This window comes from Streptomyces sp. NPDC048751 (genome assembly GCF_043198595.1).
GTDB lineage: Bacteria > Actinomycetota > Actinomycetes > Streptomycetales > Streptomycetaceae > Streptomyces.
Genome location: NZ_JBICUX010000007.1, coordinates 315774 through 333849, shown reverse-complemented (window position 1 = coordinate 333849; position 18076 = coordinate 315774). Strand labels below are relative to the sequence as shown.

Annotated in this window: 17 protein-coding genes; 7 read left to right on the top strand and 10 right to left on the bottom strand. The window is 69.6% G+C overall.

Features of this window, described 5'->3' with window-relative positions; genetic code table 11:
- Positions 1–261: 261 nt before the first annotated feature.
- Together ACGFNV_RS23940 and ACGFNV_RS23935 are read right to left on the bottom strand one after the other, a co-directional pair.
- Positions 262–1251 carry a Yip1 family protein gene (locus ACGFNV_RS23940; RefSeq protein ID WP_393625010.1) on the bottom strand — a complete coding sequence of 330 codons (990 nt, stop codon included), beginning with the start codon at positions 1249–1251 and terminating at the stop codon, positions 262–264.
- 179 nt (positions 1252–1430) lie between these two features.
- Complete coding sequence (locus ACGFNV_RS23935; protein ID WP_393625009.1) at positions 1431–3728, bottom strand: (Fe-S)-binding protein; 2298 nt, start codon at positions 3726–3728, stop codon at positions 1431–1433.
- 216 nt (positions 3729–3944) lie between these two features.
- Between ACGFNV_RS23935 and ACGFNV_RS23930 the strand changes: the two genes are divergently transcribed.
- The 5 genes from ACGFNV_RS23930 (at position 3945) to ACGFNV_RS23910 (ending at position 9383) form a co-directional block, all read left to right on the top strand.
- On the top strand, positions 3945–5087 hold the full coding sequence (locus tag ACGFNV_RS23930; protein WP_393625008.1) for an MraY family glycosyltransferase: 1143 nt from the start codon (positions 3945–3947) through the stop codon (positions 5085–5087).
- 95 nt (positions 5088–5182) lie between these two features.
- A complete protein-coding gene (gene dnaK, locus ACGFNV_RS23925; RefSeq protein WP_393625007.1) occupies positions 5183–7045 on the top strand; it encodes a molecular chaperone DnaK in 1863 nt (620 codons plus the stop codon).
- Positions 7042–7698: a nucleotide exchange factor GrpE gene (gene grpE, locus ACGFNV_RS23920; protein WP_393625006.1), complete on the top strand. Its 657-nt coding sequence runs from the start codon at positions 7042–7044 to the stop codon at positions 7696–7698. Before dnaK ends, grpE begins: the two co-directional genes overlap by 4 nt.
- A gap of 45 nt (positions 7699–7743) precedes the next feature.
- Positions 7744–8928, top strand: a complete 1185-nt coding sequence (gene dnaJ, locus ACGFNV_RS23915) for a molecular chaperone DnaJ (protein WP_393625005.1) — start codon at positions 7744–7746, stop codon at positions 8926–8928.
- 5 nt (positions 8929–8933) lie between these two features.
- Entirely contained in the window at positions 8934–9383 is a 450-nt protein-coding gene (locus ACGFNV_RS23910) for a heat shock protein transcriptional repressor HspR (RefSeq protein ID WP_393625004.1), read from the top strand.
- Between the two features lie 73 nt (positions 9384–9456).
- Here the strand turns inward: ACGFNV_RS23910 and ACGFNV_RS23905 are convergent, their stop codons facing one another.
- The 3 genes from ACGFNV_RS23905 to ACGFNV_RS23895 are packed head-to-tail and all read right to left on the bottom strand — an operon-like array spanning position 9457 to position 12334.
- On the bottom strand, positions 9457–11181 hold the full coding sequence (locus ACGFNV_RS23905; RefSeq protein ID WP_393625003.1) for a fibronectin type III domain-containing protein: 1725 nt from the start codon (positions 11179–11181) through the stop codon (positions 9457–9459).
- Positions 11182–11229: 48 nt separating this feature from the next.
- Positions 11230–11442, bottom strand: a complete 213-nt coding sequence (locus ACGFNV_RS23900; RefSeq protein ID WP_393625002.1) for a DUF397 domain-containing protein — start codon at positions 11440–11442, stop codon at positions 11230–11232.
- Between the two features lie 10 nt (positions 11443–11452).
- The gene (locus ACGFNV_RS23895) at positions 11453–12334 is read right to left on the bottom strand and encodes a helix-turn-helix domain-containing protein (protein WP_393625001.1); all 882 of its coding nucleotides are present in this window, start codon (positions 12332–12334) and stop codon (positions 11453–11455) included.
- A gap of 217 nt (positions 12335–12551) precedes the next feature.
- Between ACGFNV_RS23895 and ACGFNV_RS23890 the strand changes: the two genes are divergently transcribed.
- Together ACGFNV_RS23890 and ACGFNV_RS23885 are read left to right on the top strand one after the other, a co-directional pair.
- Positions 12552–12992 carry an ATP-binding protein gene (locus ACGFNV_RS23890; protein WP_393625000.1) on the top strand — a complete coding sequence of 147 codons (441 nt, stop codon included), beginning with the start codon at positions 12552–12554 and terminating at the stop codon, positions 12990–12992.
- A 103-nt stretch (positions 12993–13095) separates the two neighbouring features.
- On the top strand, positions 13096–13743 hold the full coding sequence (locus tag ACGFNV_RS23885; protein WP_393624999.1) for a Uma2 family endonuclease: 648 nt from the start codon (positions 13096–13098) through the stop codon (positions 13741–13743).
- Between the two features lie 12 nt (positions 13744–13755).
- Here the strand turns inward: ACGFNV_RS23885 and ACGFNV_RS23880 are convergent, their stop codons facing one another.
- The 5 genes from ACGFNV_RS23880 to ACGFNV_RS23860 all read right to left on the bottom strand — a co-directional run bounded on the left by ACGFNV_RS23880 (position 13756) and on the right by ACGFNV_RS23860 (position 18050).
- A complete protein-coding gene (locus ACGFNV_RS23880) occupies positions 13756–14022 on the bottom strand; it encodes a hypothetical protein (protein WP_393624998.1) in 267 nt (88 codons plus the stop codon).
- Positions 14023–14038: 16 nt separating this feature from the next.
- Positions 14039–15454, bottom strand: coding sequence for a WhiB family transcriptional regulator (locus tag ACGFNV_RS23875; RefSeq protein WP_393624997.1), 1416 nt, complete (start codon positions 15452–15454; stop codon positions 14039–14041).
- Between the two features lie 127 nt (positions 15455–15581).
- A complete protein-coding gene (locus ACGFNV_RS23870; protein ID WP_393624996.1) occupies positions 15582–16238 on the bottom strand; it encodes a hypothetical protein in 657 nt (218 codons plus the stop codon).
- Positions 16239–16245: 7 nt separating this feature from the next.
- Positions 16246–17442: a hypothetical protein gene (locus ACGFNV_RS23865; protein WP_393624995.1), complete on the bottom strand. Its 1197-nt coding sequence runs from the start codon at positions 17440–17442 to the stop codon at positions 16246–16248.
- Positions 17439–18050 carry a hypothetical protein gene (locus ACGFNV_RS23860; RefSeq protein ID WP_393624994.1) on the bottom strand — a complete coding sequence of 204 codons (612 nt, stop codon included), beginning with the start codon at positions 18048–18050 and terminating at the stop codon, positions 17439–17441. Before ACGFNV_RS23860 ends, ACGFNV_RS23865 begins: the two co-directional genes overlap by 4 nt.
- Positions 18051–18076: the final 26 nt, after the last annotated feature.

Here is an 18076-nt window from a genome sequence, read left to right as displayed (position 1 = left end):
CATGGCCCGCACACTTGGCGTTGCCGGTAGTCCGCACCCGCCGACTGCTCCGGCCGGTGCGACAGCCACAGCTTTGGATGCCTCGTGGGCCTGGGACAACAGCCGCCGCCCAACCTGCGACGGTGGAACGTCCCACCCCTGACGACCTGCGGAAACAAGGAAGCCTGAGATGCCTGTCGGGATGACGGAAGGGCTCCCGGTTCGCACCGGGAGCCCTTCTCGTCGTACTCGGCGATCAGTCGGAGATCAGTCGGCGACGCGCTAGAACGTCCCCAGCTTCACGATCGACAGCAGTGCGATCAGCTGGATCGCCGACGCGCCCAGGGCCTTCGGCCAGGGGAGGTCGTGGGAGCGGGTGATCATGATGGTGAGGAGGGTGCCGGCGGCCACCCAGGTGGCCCAGCCGAGGGCCTGGACGAAGGTCGCGTCGCCGCCGAAGAACATGGCGAAGACGAGGCGGGGCGCGTCCGTCAGGGACATGATCAGCATGGAGAGGCCGACCGTCGGCTGCCAGGCGCCGTCGCCGCCGAGCTGACGGGCCAGGGTGTGGGTCACCACGCCCAGGACGAACGCCGAGACGACCATGGCCACGGCCGTCGTCAGAACGATCGGGACCGCGTTGGAGAGCGTGGCGTTGATCGCGTCCGCGCGGGCGCCGTCGAAGCCGAAGACCGCGAGCAGGCCGTAGAGGAACGTCACGATCAGGGCCGGGCCCCACATCGTGTAGTCGCGCATCTGGAGGAACGTCTGGTTGGGGGCCGTGACGATGCCCCTCAGCAGGTCCTTCCAGTGCAGGCGCGGGCCGACCGGGCCCGACGGAGCCGCCGCCGCGCCCGCCTGGTACGTCCCGCCCTGGCTGTAGCCCTGCGGGTCCGCGTACTGGGCGTGGTCGTCGACCGAGAACGCCTGGGTGTGGCCCGGGTTGTTGGCCGCGTACGGGTCCGGGGCGCCGGGGCCGGGGCCGTACGGGTCGTCGCCGCCGAAGTACTCCGGCTCGCCGCCCTGACCGCCGTAACCGCCGCCCTGCGCCTGCGGCGCCTGGGGCCACGGAGTGCCGCCGCCTCCACCGCCGTACGGCGGCTGCTGGCCGCCCTGGTGGGGCCGCTGACGGCCGTACGACGGCTGCGGCGGCGCCGGCGGGTAGCCGTACGACGGGCCCTGGGGCGCCTGCTGTCCGTACGGAGGTTGTTGGGGTCGCGTCTGCGGGGCACGGCCGTCCCGGCCGCCGCGTCCGATCCTGAATCCAGCCACGCTTCGAACGTACCTGGTCCCGCCAAGTGACGTGGGGGACGCACCCTCCTGGCGGGGGGTTTGCGGCCGAGCTGTGACATCCCCTAAGGGACGTCACGGAGTTGCCCCGGATGCGTACCAACAGCACGGCGCCCCCCGCCCATAGGGGCAGGGGGCGACGCGACGCCGTGGGCGCGCCGTCACTTCACCGGCGTCGGCTCCGGCTCGCTCTCCGACTCCGACGAACCCGCCGGGGGCTCGTCCTCGTCCACGACCGGCGTCTTCACGGACTCCAGCAGCAGCTGGGCCACGTCGACGACCTGGATGGACTCCTTGGCCTTGCCGTCGTTCTTCTTGCCGTTCACGGAGTCCGTGAGCATCACGAGGCAGAAGGGGCAGGCCGTCGAGACGATGTCGGGGTTCAACGAAAGAGCCTCGTCGACGCGCTCGTTGTTGATGCGCTTGCCGATCCGCTCCTCCATCCACATCCGGGCGCCACCGGCGCCACAGCAGAAGCCGCGCTCCTTGTGGCGGTGCATCTCCTCGTTGCGGATGCCCGGGACGCTGGCGATGATCTCGCGCGGGGGCGTGTAGATCTTGTTGTGGCGGCCCAGGTAGCAGGGGTCGTGGTACGTGATGATGCCCTCGACCGGCGTGACCGGGATCAGCTTGCCCTCGTCCACCAGGTGCTGGAGCAGCTGGGTGTGGTGGATGACCTCGTATTCGCCGCCGAGCTGGGGGTACTCGTTGCCGATCGTGTTGAGGCAGTGCGGGCAGGTCGCGACGATCTTCTTCGCCGACTTGGGCTTCTTCGACTCGGGCGTGACCTTGCCCTCGTCGTCCATCTCCTCGCCGAACGCCATGTTCAGCGCCATGACGTTCTCCATGCCGAGCTCCTGGAACAGGGGCTCGTTGCCGAGCCTCCGCGCCGAGTCGCCCGTGCACTTCTCGTCGCCGCCCATGATCGCGAACTTGACGCCCGCGATGTGCAGCAGCTCGGCGAAGGCCTTGGTGGTCTTCTTGGCGCGGTCCTCCAGGGCGCCGGCGCAGCCGACCCAGTACAGGTACTCGACCTCGGACAGGTCCTCGATGTCCCGGCCGACGACCGGGATCTCGAAGTCGACCTCCTTGGTCCACTCCAGGCGCTGCTTCTTGGCCAGGCCCCAGGGGTTGCCCTTCTTCTCCAGGTTCTTGAGCATCGTGCCCGCCTCGGACGGGAAGGAGCTCTCGATCATGACCTGGTAGCGGCGCATGTCGACGATGTGGTCGACGTGCTCGATGTCGACCGGGCACTGCTCGACGCAGGCGCCGCAGGTGGTGCAGGACCACAGGACGTCCGGGTCGATGACGCCGTTCTCCTCGGCCGTGCCGATCAGCGGGCGCTCGGCCTCGGCGAGAGCCGCCGCGGGGACGTCCTTCAGGGCCTCCTCGGACGCCTTCTCCTCGCCCTCCATCGTCTTGCCGCCGCCGGCCAGCAGGTACGGCGCCTTGGCGTGCGCGTGGTCGCGCAGCGACATGATCAGGAGCTTGGGGGAGAGGGGCTTGCCCGTGTTCCAGGCCGGGCACTGCGACTGGCAGCGGCCGCACTCGGTGCAGGTGGAGAAGTCGAGCAGGCCCTTCCAGGAGAACTGCTCGACCTGGGAGACGCCGAAGACGTCGTCGTCGCCCGGGTCGGTGAAGTCGATCGGCTTGCCGCCGGACGTCATCGGCTGGAGGCCGCCGAGGGCGGTCCCGCCGGTCGCCTCGCGCTTGAACCAGATGTTCGGGAAGGCCAGGAAGCGGTGCCAGGCCACGCCCATGTTGGTGTTGAGCGAGACCACGATCATCCAGATGAACGAGGTGCCGATCTTGATCGTCGCGACCAGGTAGACCAGGTTCTGCAGCGTGGAGACGCTCAGTCCCTTGAAGGCCAGGACCAGCGGGTACGAGGCGAAGTACCCGGCCTCGTAGTGCTCCACGTGGTGGAGCGCGCCCTCGAGGCCGCGCAGCACGTAGATGGCGAGGCCGATGGTGAGGATGACGTACTCGACGAAGTACGCCTGACCGGCCTTGGAGCCCGCGAAGCGGGACTTGCGGCCGGCGCGCGAGGGCAGGCTGAGCAGCCGGATCGCCATGAGCACGGCGATGCCCAGGACCGTCATCACGCCGATGAACTCGATGTACAGCTCGAACGGCAGGAAGTCACCGATCAGCGGCAGCGTCCAGTCGGCCTGGAAGAGCTGGCCGAACGCCTGAGCCAGGGTCGGCGGCAGCGTCAGGAAGCCGATCGCGACGAACCAGTGGGCGACACCGACGATGCCCCAGCGGTTCATCCGCGTGTGGCCGAGGAACTCCCGCACCAGCGTCACGCTGCGCTGGTAGGGGTTGTCGGTGCGGGTGCCGGCGGGGACGGGCTGGCCGAGCTTGAAATACCTGACGAACTGGCCGATGGCGCGTGCGAGCAGCGCGACGCCGACCACGGTCAGGACCAGCGACACGATGATCGCGGCGAGTTGCATTTAGGGGCTCCTCGGGCCTGCGAGGCGTTCTACGAGCGAGATTACTAAGCGGTAACTTATGCAGTCCCTTGAGACTACCCACATTCTGCGCCGCACTGTAGTCAGCGGCGCGGTGATCTGTGCTACTGAGGCAGCCCTCACCGGCGGCGGGACGCGGCGCGCCGAGTCGGTCGTGTTATTCACCGCATATCGTTACATCCGTCTTAATTTGGTGACGTGCTCTACGGGATCGCTGCCGCCACCACCGCCCTCCTTCTCGCCGCGGTGCTCGCCGCGCTGTTCCGCGTCCCGGCCCTGCGTCTCGGGCTGGTGGACCGGCGCCGGCAGCGCCCGGTGCCGCTGTCCGGGGGAGTGGCCGTCGTGCTCGTCACCTGTCTGGTCGTGTTCGCCGGGGACTGGCTGGACACTGCCCCGCTCGACGACGAGGTCCGGGACCTGCTGATCGCGGGTGCCGCGATCGCCGTACTCGGGCTGGCCGCGGACGTGTGGCGGCTGAAGGCGCGCTTCCTTGTCGTCTGTACGGCGGTGGCGGCGGCCTGGGTGGTGCCGTACGCCGATCTCGGTGTACCGGGCGGGGTGCTGGCCGCCGGCTGGGTCACCTTCGTGGCCCTCGCCTTCCGGTCCCTGGACCACGCCGACGGGCTCGCGGGCACCGTGGGGGTCCTCACCGCGTTCGGGGTGGCGGCCTGTGCCGCCGCCGAGGTGATGGACGGGCTCGCGGGGCTGCTCAGTGTGCTGGCCGCCGCCCTCACCGGGTTCCTGCTGCACAACTGGCCTCCCGCGCGGGTGGCGTTCGGGGGCTGCGGGTCGCTCTTCGCGGGGTTCCTGCTCGCGGTGGTGGCGGTGACCGTCCGCGCGGGGCACGGGCTGGGTGTGAACCTCGGGGTGCTGTTCGCGCTCACCGCCGTCGCCGGGGCCGACGTCGCCCTGGTCGTGCTGTCCCGGCGGCTGGCCGGGCGGCCGCTGCCGCGCCGGGCGCCGGACCATCTCGCGCACCGGCTGCGGCGGCTCGGGCTCAGCGGGCAGGGGGCGGCGGTGTTGCTCGGGATGCTGGCCTTCGCGGGGGTACTCGTCGGGGTCCTCGTGCATCTGGGGTGGTGGGGCGCGCAGGCGCTGTGGTGGGTGGCGGGCGTGACCCCGGCGGTCGTCCTGGGGTTGACGAGGGTGCCGGTGGGGCACGCGCGTGTGCGGCGGCCGGTCGGGCCGAAGCAGATGTCGACGCGGATGTCTGCGCAGGCGTCGGCGCAGGCGTCGAGGCAGGCGTCGGTGCAGACGTCGACGCGGATGCCGGTGCGGATTTCCTCGCAGGCACAGGCGTCGCCGCAGGTCAGGCCGCAGTTGCGTGTAAGGAACGGATAAGACTTGAGTCGGTACGACTCAGGTCTGTTGACCGCACGGGGACGGTCATGCACACTTGAGTCCGTTCCACTCAAGTCAGCTGGAGGAAGATCACCATGGCACGTGCGGTCGGCATCGACCTGGGCACGACTAACTCCGTCGTCAGCGTTCTGGAGGGCGGCGAGCCCACCGTCATCACCAACGCCGAGGGTGCCAGGACCACGCCGTCCGTCGTCGCCTTCGCCAAGAACGGCGAGGTGCTGGTCGGCGAGGTGGCCAAGCGCCAGGCGGTCACCAACGTGGACCGGACCATCCGCTCCGTGAAGCGCCACATGGGCACCGACTGGAAGATCGAGCTCGACGGGAAGCCCTTCAACCCGCAGCAGATCTCCGCCTTCATCCTGCAGAAGCTGAAGCGGGACGCCGAGTCCTACCTGGGCGAGAAGGTGACCGACGCGGTCATCACCGTCCCGGCGTACTTCAACGACTCCGAGCGTCAGGCGACGAAGGAAGCCGGTGAGATCGCCGGTCTCAACGTCCTGCGCATCGTCAACGAGCCCACCGCGGCCGCGCTCGCGTACGGCCTCGACAAGGACGACCAGACGATCCTCGTCTTCGACCTCGGTGGCGGCACCTTCGACGTGTCCCTCCTGGAGATCGGCGACGGCGTCGTCGAGGTGAAGGCCACCAACGGCGACAACCACCTCGGTGGTGACGACTGGGACCAGCGTGTCGTCGACTACCTGGTCAAGCAGTTCGCCAGCGGCCACGGCGTGGACCTCGGCAAGGACAAGATGGCCCTCCAGCGCCTCCGTGAGGCCGCCGAGAAGGCCAAGATCGAGCTGTCCTCCTCCACCGAGACCTCGATCAACCTGCCGTACATCACCGCGTCCGCCGAGGGCCCGCTGCACCTGGACGAGAAGCTCACGCGCGCCCAGTTCCAGCAGCTGACGGCCGACCTGCTGGAGCGCTGCAAGACGCCGTTCCACAACGTCATCAAGGACGCCGGCATCTCCATCAACGAGATCGACCACGTCGTCCTCGTCGGTGGCTCCACCCGTATGCCCGCCGTCGCCGAGCTCGTCAAGGAGCTGACCGGCGGCAAGGAGGCCAACAAGGGTGTGAACCCGGACGAGGTCGTCGCCATCGGCGCCTCGCTCCAGGCCGGTGTCCTCAAGGGTGAGGTCAAGGACGTCCTGCTGCTCGACGTCACCCCGCTGTCCCTCGGCATCGAGACCAAGGGCGGCATCATGACCAAGCTGATCGAGCGCAACACCACGATCCCGACGAAGCGCTCCGAGATCTTCACCACGGCCGAGGACAACCAGCCGTCCGTGCAGATCCAGGTCTACCAGGGCGAGCGCGAGATCGCGGCCTACAACAAGAAGCTCGGCATGTTCGAGCTGACCGGTCTGCCGCCGGCGCCCCGTGGCGTCCCGCAGATCGAGGTGTCCTTCGACATCGACGCCAACGGCATCATGCACGTCACGGCGAAGGACCTCGGCACCGGCAAGGAGCAGAAGATGACCGTCACCGGCGGCTCCTCGCTGCCGAAGGACGAGGTCAACCGGATGCGCGAAGAGGCCGAGAAGTACGCGGAGGAGGACCACGCCCGCCGCGAGGCCGCCGAGGCGCGCAACCAGGGCGAGCAGCTCGTCTACCAGACCGAGAAGTTCCTCAAGGACAACGAGGACAAGGTCCCGGCCGACATCAAGACCGAGGTCGAGGAGGCCGTCGCCGAGCTGAAGGAGAAGCTCAAGGGCGAGTCCGCCGAGGGCGACAACACAGCTGAGATCCGCACCGCCACGGAGAAGGTCGCGGCCGTCTCCCAGAAGCTGGGCCAGGCCATGTACGCCGACGCCCAGGCCTCGCAGGCCGCGGGTGGTCCGGAAGGCGCCACCGCCGGTGGTGCCAAGGCCGACGACGACGTCGTCGACGCCGAGATCGTGGACGACGAGCGCAAGGACGGTGCCGCGTGACGGAGGAGACCCCGGGCTTCGAGGAGAAGCCCGACGTCCCCTCCGGCGCCACCCCTGAAGACGCCGAGCCGAAGGCCGCCGCTTCCGACGAGGGGGCGGCCCCGGCCGGGGACGCGAACCAGACAGCCGGGCTGGTGGCCCAGCTGGACCAGGTGCGCACCGCGCTCGGTGAGCGCACCGCGGACCTCCAGCGCCTCCAGGCCGAGTACCAGAACTACCGCCGCCGGGTCGAGCGCGACCGGATCGCGGTCAAGGAGATCGCCATCGCGAACCTCCTGACCGAGCTCCTGCCCGTGCTCGACGACATCGGCCGCGCGCGGGAGCACGGCGAACTCGTCGGCGGCTTCAAGTCCGTCGGTGAGTCGCTCGAGACCGTCGCGGCGAAGCTGGGCCTGCAGCAGTTCGGCAAGGAGGGCGAGCCCTTCGACCCGACGATCCACGAGGCGCTGATGCACAGCTACGCGCCGGACGTCACCGAGACGACGTGCGTGGCGATTCTGCAGCCCGGGTATCGGATCGGCGAGCGCACCATCCGCCCCGCGCGGGTGGCCGTGGCCGAGCCGCAGCCGGGGGCGCAGACGGTCAAGGCCGAGGGGTCCGACGAGAAGGCGGACGGCGACGACAAGGAGAACGGTGGCCCGGACGAGGGCTGACGTTGAACTGACGAGACACTCGATCAGGAAGGAGGGGCGTCGAGGATGAGCACCAAGGACTTCATCGAGAAGGACTACTACAAGGTCCTCGGCGTCCCCAAGGACGCCACCGAGGCCGAGATCAAGAAGGCGTACCGCAAGCTCGCCCGCGAGTACCACCCGGACGCCAACAAGGGAAACGTCAAAGCTGAGGAGCGCTTCAAGGAGATCTCCGAGGCGAACGACATCCTCGGTGACCCCAAGAAGCGCAAGGAGTACGACGAGGCGCGCGCCCTCTTCGGCAACGGCGGGTTCCGCCCGGGGCCGGGCGCGGGCGGCGGCTCCTTCAACTTCGACCTGGGCGACCTCTTCGGAGGCGGCGCCCAGGGCGGCGGGGGTTCCGGAGGCTTCGGCGGCGGAATCGGTGACGTCTTCGGGGGCCTGTTCAACCGTGGCGGCACCACGGGCACCGGCACGCGGACCCAGCCGCGGCGCGGCCAGGACATCGAGTCCGAGGTCACCCTCAGCTTCACCGAGGCGATCGAGGGCGCGACGGTCCCGCTGCGGATGTCCTCGCAGTCACCGTGCAAGGCCTGTTCGGGCACCGGCGACAAGAACGGCACACCGCGCGTGTGCCCGACCTGCGTCGGCACCGGTCAGGTGGCGCGCGGCAGCGGCGGTGGCTTCTCGCTCACCGACCCGTGCCCCGACTGCAAGGGCCGCGGCCTGATCGCCGAGCACCCCTGCCCCGACTGCAAGGGCAGCGGCCGCGCCAAGTCGTCCCGCACGATGCAGGTCCGCATCCCCGCGGGCGTCACGGACGGCCAGCGCATCCGCCTGCGCGGCAAGGGCGCACCGGGCGAGCGCGGCGGCCCGGCCGGCGACCTGTACGTCGTCGTCCACGTCAGTGCCCACCCGGTGTTCGGCCGCCGGGACGACAACCTCACGGTGACCGTCCCGGTGACGTTCACGGAGGCGGCGCTGGGCGGCGAGGTCCGTGTCCCCACCCTGGGCGGGCCTCCGGTCACCCTGAAGCTGCCGCCGGGCACGCCCAACGGCCGCACCATGCGCGCCCGGGGCAAGGGCGCGGTCCGCAAGGACGGCACCCGCGGCGACCTCCTGGTCACCGTCGAGGTGAGTGTCCCGAAGGACCTGGCGGGGAAGGCTCGTGACGCACTCGAGGCGTATCGCGAGGCGACCGCGGACGAGGATCCGCGGGCGGAGTTGTTCGAGGCCGCGAAGGGAGCTTGATGGAGATGGACGGTCGTCGACGCAACCCGTATGAACTGACCGAGGAGACCCCGGTCTACGTCATCTCGGTGGCGGCCCAGCTCTCCGGCCTGCACCCGCAGACCCTGCGCCAGTACGACCGCCTGGGCCTGGTCTCCCCGGACCGCACCCCGGGCCGGGGCCGCCGCTACTCGGCCCGCGACATCGAACTGCTGCGTACTGTCCAGCAGTTGTCGCAGGACGAGGGCATCAACTTGGCCGGCATCAAGCGCATCATCGAACTGGAGAACCAGGTCGCGGCGCTGCAGTCCCGCGTCGCGGAGATGCAGGCCGCCCTGGACGGCGCCGCCGCGGCAATGCAGCAGCGGGAGGCGGCGGTGCACGCGTCCTACCGCCGGGACCTGGTGCCGTACCAGGAGGTCCAGCAGACCAGTGCGCTGGTGGTCTGGCGGCCCAAGCGGCAGCAGGCCGACTGACCGCTGTACCGGTCAGCGATGTGAGGGGCCCGGAGGTTCGGTCGAACCTCCGGGCCCCTCTTTCGCGTGCGCGTCAGTCGGAGGGCGCCGTTGCCGCCCAGCCGTCCGCCGGCAGGGACTCGGTGCCGTCCCCGGCCACGGCCGTCACCCAGTAGTAGGAGGTCGTGCCGCGCTTCGCGCCGGTGTCGTAGTACTCGAAGGCCCCGCTGCCGCGTTCGGCGATCTTCTCGTAGGTGGCGGTGGCGGGGTTCCAGCGGTAGACGCGGTAGCCGCCCGCCTGCTCGGGCGCGTCCTCGGCGAGCCCGCTCCACGAGAGGTGGTTGCCCTCGTCGCCCTCCGCCTCCAGCACGCTGAGGTGCAGCGGCGACCCCTCGGGCGTCCGCACGCTCGGTGTCGTGTCGAGCTCGGTCGCGGTGACGGTGCGCGCGGTGCCGGTCCACTTGAAGGAGGAGTTTCCGGCGGCGTCGACGGCGTCGACGAAGAAGCAGACCTCGTCGCCGTCGGGGTGGGTGGTGTACGCGTACGAGGTGGTGTCGGCGAACAGGTACTTCGTCGCGCTGCCGGCGCAGACCTGTTCGTCGCCCTCGTCGCCCCAGAGTTCGCCCTTGTAGACGACGTACCTGCTGAGGTCGGCCGCCGGGTTGGCGTCCCAGTTCAGTTTGAAGCCGTACTGGGTCGGGGTGACGGTCAGGCCCGTGACGGCGGGCGGCGGGGTGAGGTCCCTGCGCGTGCCGCTGACGGCGACGGACCGGGCGGACTCGTTGCCCGCCGCGTCGACAGCCGTCACGCGGTAGTAGTAGGTCGTGGCCCCCGCGGCCGAGGTGTCGAGGTACGAGAGTCGGCTGGTGCTGCCGACCCTGGTGTACGTGCCGTCCGCGCTCGCCGCCCGGTAGACGCGGTACGTCGCCGCGCCCGTGCTCCCGCTCCAGGTGATCCGCAGGCCGTCCGCCTCGGAGGTGGTGGTCGGACCCGCGGGCGTGGCGGGCGGTGTCCTGTCGACGGTGGTGACGAGTTGGTCGGCGGTGCCGCCGGACTCGTTGCCCGCCTTGTCGTAGGCGCGGACCTCGTAGTAGTACGTCTCTCCCGTCCGCGGCAGGGCCGTGTCGGTGTACGACGTGGCGGCGGTCCTGGCGAGGGGAGTGCCGTCGAAGGAGGCGCCCTTGAGCCGCCGGTAGATCCGGTACCCCGCGAGGTCCATCTCCTGGTTCTTGGCCCAGGTGAGTCCGGCCCTGCCGCTGGTGGCGTCGTACGTCACGGCGGTGCCCGTGGGGACGAGCGGCTTGATCTTGTCGACGGTCGCCGTAGTGCGGGGCGTGTAGGCGAACTTGACGTTCGCGTTGCCCGTCCAGTTGACGTAGTCGACGCGGAGGGTGTGCTTGCCCTTGGGGATGGTGAGGTTGACGGTCTTCGACGTCGTGGTGGAGGTGTTCTTCCAGACGTCGATCTTGCGCACGCCGTCGAGGTACACGCGGATGCCGTCCTGCGCCGACACCGCCCACGCGAACGGCCCGCCGGAGCCGAAGTCCCGCTCCACGGTCCAGCGGACGCCGAAGTTGTTCGTCGGAAGACCGGAGGCGGGGGCCCTCGCGCCCCAGTCCTCACTGACGGCGCTGTCGCAGTCCGTTTTCCTCGGGGTCCCCGAGAAGCTGGTGTTCGCGTAGAACTGCCGCTTGAAAGTGGGGGACGTGCAGTTCGGGGCCGCGCTCGCCGCGGTGGCCGTGGCGGTCAGCAGGCCACCCGCGATGGTCAGTACGACGGCGCCGGCGGTCGCGGTGGTCTTGGGTCTGGCGGGGGTCATGGGCTCCTGGTCCTGATCAGCGACGGCCCGGGGAAGGGCCGTTGACGATCAGGACCTGTGGAGGGGCTGGTTGGTTGTACGGGCGTGCGTCTTGAGGTGGTGCAGGAGGGCGGCGAGGCCGTCGCGGGCGGTGGTCAGGATGACGTCCGGGGCGTCGCTCTCGCGGAGGCGGATCGTTCCGTCGGGGGTGGGGGCGAGGTAGAGGCAGTTGCCTTCGGGGGCGCCGCTGTACGACGACTTCTGCCAGTGCAGTTCGGGCATCCGGGCCTCCTCAGAGCGTGTAGAGCAGGTGCTGGATCAGGGCCAACGAGTCCTTCACCGAGCGTGCTTCGGGGGCCAACGATACGTCGATTGGGGCGAGGGCGTATTTCGCGATGCGCGCGAAGAGGGAGTCGTATTCCGCGAGTTGCTGCCGGTGCACCAAGTAGTGGGATCCCAGGATCTGTTCGACCACCACAGTGCCCAGCTTCGGGTTGGCGGGGACGATGTGAGCGAAGTTACCGGTGAGCGCGGCCTGGGCCTGGGCGCTGAATGGGTATACCTGGATGGTCACGTTGGGCAGGCGTGCAAGCTCGATCAGACGCAGCAACTGCTCCCGCATGACATCGTCCCCACCGAACCGCATGTGCAGTGCCGACTCGTGGATGACGGCATGCACGGCCGGCGGGTTGTCGCGCGTCAGGATGTGCTGCCGCTCCATGCGGAACCTCAGCCCCGCCTCAGCGTTGGCGAAGCCCAGCTCCGGGCTGGTGAAGATGGCGCGCGTGTAGTCGGCGGTTTGGAACAGGCCAGGAACGAGCAGGGGCTCGTGGGTCCTGATGGTCACGGCCTCTGATTCGAGTTCCGCCAGATTCAGGGCGTCCGGCCCCATGTGCTTGCGGTACGTGCGCCACCAACCTCTGCCGGTCGACTCGGACAAGGCAACCAGGGATTCAATGTACGCCTTATCTGTACAACCGTAGAGGTCGCAGAGTTCACGCAGCCGCGGTGTCAGGATGCTCGTCTTGGCGGTCTCGATCTGGCTCAGCTGAACCCGGCCCATACGGATCCGTTCGGCCGCCTCACCAGCCGTCAATCCAGCCTGCTCGCGCAGGTGTTTGAGTTCGAAGCCGAGCCGCCGCTGACGCTCGCTGATGGTCGTGCGCAGTCCCACGTGTCTCTCCTTGTCGGCGTGCCTGAAGTCTGCCCGGTTTGGGGGCGGTTGGTCCATCAATAGGGGTGGATGGGTTGTTCATGAAAGCCCTATTGCTCTACTGTGAGTGCGGGGTCGGTCACGCACCGAAACCGTTTCACCTCCCCTGCCCATAAGCCGACAGAGCACCCACGCCCCGTGGGCGACGCCATCGCCGGGCATACGCAGGAGCCACCCCATGAACCCCGCCCGCCTCGCCGCCCACCGCCCCACTCAATTCATTCACGAGTACAGCCTGTTCGCCCCGGCCGACATCACCTCGCCCCGGGTCTGCCGGGACTTCGTACGCGCCGTCCTCCTCACCCACGACCGGGAGCCCTTCGTCATGCCCGCAGCCCTCTGCACCTCGGAACTCGTCACCAACGTGCACCTGCACACCAAGGGCACCGCGATGCTCCGCATCCGGCTCACCCCGGCCGGCCTCCGGGTCAGCGTCTTCGACGAGAGTCCCGATCCGCCGGTCGTCGCGTACCCCGCCGCGGGGGCAGTGGCCTGCTGGGGGAGGGGGCTCGCGCTGGTCGAGGAGATGGCGGACGGGTGGGGGGTGGCCGATGAGAGGGCGGGGCGGTATGCGAAGGGTGTGTGGTTCGAGCTGTTGCGCTCTCGCTCGAACGGGTGAACTGGAGGGGTTTCCCCTGGTCAGCCCAATTGCCGTACCTACCGTGATCGCGTTGCTTGTGCCTTGCGCACACCCAGCCCACACTTGAGGAGGAGGTGCCACCTTGACCGCTCTCGCACACGAGAGGCCCGAGACCATGTCCGAGGCGCAGGCTGACTTCTTGAACGTTTCCGACCCGGACGAGGGCCTGTGGCAGGTATGGAAGGCCATGGAACTCCCCGAGGGCTACCGCGCTGAGCTCATTGAGGGAGCCATCGAGGTGTCGCCCACCGGCCGCTTTGCACATGCCCAGGTCGTCAACCGCTTCCGGGACGCTCTGGCGATCTTTTTGAAGGACAGCGAGTGCGGTGCCTGGAACGACACGAACGTGATCCACGCACGTAGGGCATGGATTCCGGACATGCTCGTGGCTGCTCGGGACGCGGAGCTTATCGAGGAAGAGGATGGGCTCGGGATCAAGGCTTCCGCTGTCTCAACAGTCGTCGAAGTCGTCTCCCCCGGCAAGAGCAACCAGGACCGCGACCGCATCCGCAAGCGTCGCGAATACGCCCGTGCCGGTATCCCCGTCTACATCCTCATCGACGACTACGACGGCCAGGGCGCCGTGACCCTCTTCACTGGGCCCCGCCCCGAGAAGGCCGACTGGGAGGACATCCACCGTGTCCCCTACGGCACAGAGGTGACCATTCCCGAAGGCCCCGCCAAGGGATTCGTCATCGGTGAGGCGATCACCGGGCCCAAGCGGAGCTGAACCGCCCAGGCCTCAGTCCAGCTGTTCCGTCCTGCCGTCCGGGTGGATCAGGAGGCGGATCGCGCCGCCGTAGCGGTTGTCGTTGATCGTCGCGGGGGTGGGGCCACCGAGTTGCTGGGCGCGCTGCTGGAGGATCGAGAGGATGACGTCCTGGATGTCCCCGTACGGCGGGGCGGTGACCGGGACGCCGTCGATGAGGCCGGCGTTGGGGGAGAAGACGTGGACCTGGGCGTCGAGTTCGGCGCCGGGTGCCGTGGGGGACGGGGTCGCTTCGGTCATCGGGGTTCCTTCCGGCTCAGGCGCTCTTCGCGTGGTCGGGGGCGTCGACGGTGCGGGCGTACGTTCCGCGGGCCAGGCGTTGCAGGCGGCCCGACTTGACCAGAGTGGACAGGACGTTGCTGATCGTCTTCGAGGGGTCGCCGTAGACGCCGGGCGGGAGTGCCCGTAGGACGTCTCGGGCGGAGAAGGGGCCGGGGAAGGTCGCCACGGCCGCCTCCACGGCGGCGCGGATGCTGGGCGCGGTGGCGGGACGGCGGGCGGGGGCGGCGGCTGAGCCGGTGGCGGTGGTCGTCCTGCCGGCGGGCGCCGGGTGCGGCAGGTGGGCGCGGATGCCGTGCAGGGCGGTGCGGATGGCCTCCAGGTGGGCCTCGTCGTTGTCGCAGGACGTCGCGGCCAGCATGGTCGCCACCTTCTCGATGTTGCCGAGGGACGCGGCCAGTTCGCGCAGCAGGGGCTCCACGAAGTCGCGGCGCAGTGCGGTGACCGGGTCGGTGGTGGCGAGTTCGAGGGAGACGGAGCCGGTGAGGGTACGCGAGGAGGGCTCGGCTTCCTCAGGGCTCACCGTGCCCTCCGGGAGCAGTGACTCCACGGCCGTGCGCACCGCGTGCACCTCGTGCACCGTGTCGGGGGTGACCTCGCCGCCGGGCACGCTCATCAGCATCGTGACGAGCTGTTCCAGGCTGGTGAGCGCGGGCAGCGCGGAGCGGACCAGTGGGCCGAGCAGGGCCTGTCGTACGGCCTGGGCGGGATCCTCGTAGGAGAAGGCGATCCGTTGCCCGGACTCGGCCGCTGCCATGTCCTCGCTCCTGCTTTCCGTCGGCCCGTGGGTGGGGGACTGTCTGTGGGTCGGCTGTGTGCCGGTGTGCTCGTGCAACTGCTCCGGTGTGTCGGGCTGTGTTTGCTGCAACGCCCTGTGCTGCTGGGCGAGTTGGTCCTGGCGCAGATCGAACGCGTCGAGGATCCGGTCCAGTTCGGGCAGGCCCTGTTCGCCCGGGTGGCGCAGGACCGTTTCTCCGGTGCGTGAGCGCAGGCGGGTCAGTCGGCGGGAGGTGGAGCCGAAACCGTCAGCCGTGCGGGTGGGCAGGCCGCCGTCGGCGTCGCCGATGCCGAGGGTGCGGCGGATCCAGCGCCGGTCCTCCCGCGTGGTCGCGGCCGCGTAGCCCGAGGGATCCGCGTGGGTCACGGCGTCCTGGAGGCACTCCGCCCAGAACGGGCAGGAAGCGCACAGGTCGCGGGCGGTGCGTTGCAGCACCAGGTGTTGACGGCGATTTTCGGGTGAGGTGAGCGTCGTGGTGTCCGCGCTCTCCAGCAGCGGGTGCTGGAAGACGTCCGGTCGGCGCCGGCAGGGCAGGGCGGCGTCGGGTATGTGCGCCCCCCGTACCGGCCCGCGCGACGAGCGCGCGAGCAGCGCCGTATGGCTTGCCATACGCATGTGTGATGTCCCCCGTGGTGATCCTTGATCGCGGGGGACTTTAAAGCAATTCGTCAACCCCGTGCAACGCATCTGCAAAGGGCGTGCAGTTCTGACACAGTGACGCGACCAAACATTCACATCGGCCTCAGCTGTCCACCGGGCCCGGGCTCTTGCGTCGGATCAGGCGACTGAGGGGCGTCGAAATCCGGCCGGCCATGGCCTTCACGGCTCCGCCGCGCACCGCCAACACCCCGATCACTCCCACGAATCCGACCGGCACACCCGCCTCCGGGACGAACATCCCCACGGCGGAGGCAATGACGAGGATCACATCCGCGAGGACGACGGTGACGCCGCGCCGGCCCGGGTGGTCCTTCACCATCCAAGCGCCGAGGAGGGCCATGCCGACGAGGGCCCAGTAGCCGAAGGCGGCCGTGCCGCTCACCGCCGCGCCCGTGTTCCAGCGGGCCGCGTCACCCACCGCCGAGAAGTAGCCGGCGAACGCGGCGGCGAGGATGCTCGACCCGAGGGCCAGCAGCAGCTGGACCCTGCGCCGCAGCAGCCAGACGACTGCGCCGAGGACGAGCAGGGCGCAGACGGTCAGGAAGGACGAGCCGCTCTGGGAGGCGAGGGTGACGAGCGTGTAGGCGGCGGCGAGACCGAAGACGACGCGGGGGAGGAGACGGACGGCCCAGGGGTCGTCCTCGTCCTGGTGGATGAGGCGGAGGAGGCGGCGCAGAGGGGTGCCGGCGGGGGGCCGCGAGTCCTGGCCGGGTGAGGTGGTGCGACGGGTGCGGCTCATGGGCAGGTCACACTCCCAGGCCTGCGTCGTTGGACTTCTCGGGGGCCGGTGGGGCCTGCGTGGGGGCCGCCGGAGCGTTCTCGGGGCTCGGCGTCACGACGCTCTTCGCCTCGACCTTGACGCCGGGCAGATAGACACCGTGGGTGCTGATCGCGCTGGCCGCGGTCTTCACCGGGGACTCGGCCTGCCGCGACTCCGCCCCGGTGTTGACGGTGACGCCGGGCAGGAAGACGCCGTGCGTGCTGACAGGGGGAGCGGTGATCTCGGACGGCTGCCGCTCCTCGGCGCCCGGCGCGGCGACCTCCTGCTCCGAGCCCATGGCCACGCCCGCTTCAGCCTGCCGCTGTGCCTCGGCTTCGGCCTCGGTCTGCTGGGTGTCCAGCAGGGCCACCCGCTCGCACGCCTCGAGGATGGCGGCGCGCTGGGCCTCGGGGGTGGGGAGGGAGCGCAGCTGCTCCAAGTCCAGGTAGCCGGCCTCCCAGTACTTCTGGGTCGGCGGATTGTCCGGATCGGGAGCCTTGAAGTGCACGTGCGACCGTACGGCCCCCTCGGACAGCAACTCCCGGCTCTCGGGCGGGAGCCCCTTCAATACGGACTCGGGCAGGTCGTACATGAAGTGGATGTTCTCGGGCCCGGTGCCCCGGCGAAGCTGGGGCATCTCCGTCTCGTAGGCGACGCTCCACGGGACGAGTTCGCCGCCGAAGACGATCGCCTCACCGTCGGTGGCCTTGGCGTAGTTCTCCGACAGGGCGCTCCAGGCCTCGCGGGCCAGGGCGTTGCCCTGCTGCTCGTTGAGACCGAGCGCCTTGTAGACGTCGGGGTTCCACAAGTGAAGCTGGTCCAGAACCTGCCCGCCCGGTGTGCCCTCCAGATAGCGCGCGCTGTCCGGGTCGTTCTCGTTCTCCACGTCGGTCCAGACGGCGGCGAGGAACTGGCTGCTCAGCACCTTGTCCGCCGGCAGGTCGGGGTGGGGTATCCCGTACGACCAGAAGGCCGACTTCATGCCCTCGCGGGGAGCGGCGACATCGAGTCCCTTGGCGTACTCGACGACGTACTCCTCGACCGTCTTCCCTGCCGCCGTGGCCGCGTCGATGATCTCGTAGGCGATGCGCTCGCCTTCGCCCTCCTCGAGAGCGGCACCGTGCGCGGTCTGGAGGGCGAGGGCCCGTTGTACGGGTGTCTGGACGAGGGTGGCCTCGGTCACTCGGTCTCCTGCGGGTAGCAGTTCACGTTGATGGTGACGCCCCGCAGGCCGGCTCCCGAGGGGGTGACTCCTCCGCTGAACACTTCGAGCGCGATCACCGGTTCTTCGGCACTCGCGCCCCGCCAGACGGCGAGCCGGTAAGGGTTGCGGTTGCGCAGGCGCCGCTCGCGGGAGGGCAGCCAGTGGCCGCGGCCGTGGGGTTCGGGGAAGTCGGGGGAGTCCCAGGAGCCGGAAAACTCCGGTGTGCCGAGGACCTCCCGGGCGGCCGCCTCGTACCGGGGCCAGGCCTCGGCGGCCGTCTGCAGCACCTGGTCGTTCTCGTCGGAGCTGTCGGCCCGCAGGTGCCAGGTGGTCCACCCGAGCGACCTGACCGGGCTCCAGCCGCCCTCGACGACGGGGGTGAGGGTCAGCCGGCCGTCCGTCGAGGTGCGCACGCTCAGAACACGGTCCTCGGCGATCGGCTTCCAGCCGAACAGCGCGCACCAGTCGTCGAGGGCCTGGCCTGGGTTGGGCGGCCCGGCCCAGATCGCGGGCCAGTCCACGTACTCGAGGCCGGCCAGTTCCCTGCCCAGCTTCTGCGGTGACTCGTCGATCGCGAATGTCGGCATGTGCGCTCCCGCTACTGTCTTCTGTA

Excerpts from the sequence above, each read along its gene's own strand:
- ACGFNV_RS23935 (WP_393625009.1), bottom strand. The coding sequence starts at position 3,728 with ATGCAACTCGCCGCGATCATCGTGTCGCTGGTCCTGACCGTGGTCGGC.
- dnaK (WP_393625007.1), top strand. The coding sequence starts at position 5,183 with ATGGCACGTGCGGTCGGCATCGACCTGGGCACGACTAACTCCGTCGTC.
- dnaJ (WP_393625005.1), top strand. The coding sequence starts at position 7,744 with ATGAGCACCAAGGACTTCATCGAGAAGGACTACTACAAGGTCCTCGGC.
- ACGFNV_RS23910 (WP_393625004.1), top strand. The coding sequence starts at position 8,934 with ATGGACGGTCGTCGACGCAACCCGTATGAACTGACCGAGGAGACCCCG.
- ACGFNV_RS23905 (WP_393625003.1), bottom strand. The coding sequence starts at position 11,181 with ATGACCCCCGCCAGACCCAAGACCACCGCGACCGCCGGCGCCGTCGTA.
- ACGFNV_RS23900 (WP_393625002.1), bottom strand. The coding sequence starts at position 11,442 with ATGCCCGAACTGCACTGGCAGAAGTCGTCGTACAGCGGCGCCCCCGAA.
- ACGFNV_RS23890 (WP_393625000.1), top strand. The coding sequence starts at position 12,552 with ATGAACCCCGCCCGCCTCGCCGCCCACCGCCCCACTCAATTCATTCAC.
- ACGFNV_RS23880 (WP_393624998.1), bottom strand. The coding sequence starts at position 14,022 with ATGACCGAAGCGACCCCGTCCCCCACGGCACCCGGCGCCGAACTCGAC.
- ACGFNV_RS23875 (WP_393624997.1), bottom strand. The coding sequence starts at position 15,454 with ATGCGTATGGCAAGCCATACGGCGCTGCTCGCGCGCTCGTCGCGCGGG.
- ACGFNV_RS23870 (WP_393624996.1), bottom strand. The coding sequence starts at position 16,238 with ATGAGCCGCACCCGTCGCACCACCTCACCCGGCCAGGACTCGCGGCCC.
- ACGFNV_RS23860 (WP_393624994.1), bottom strand. The coding sequence starts at position 18,050 with ATGCCGACATTCGCGATCGACGAGTCACCGCAGAAGCTGGGCAGGGAA.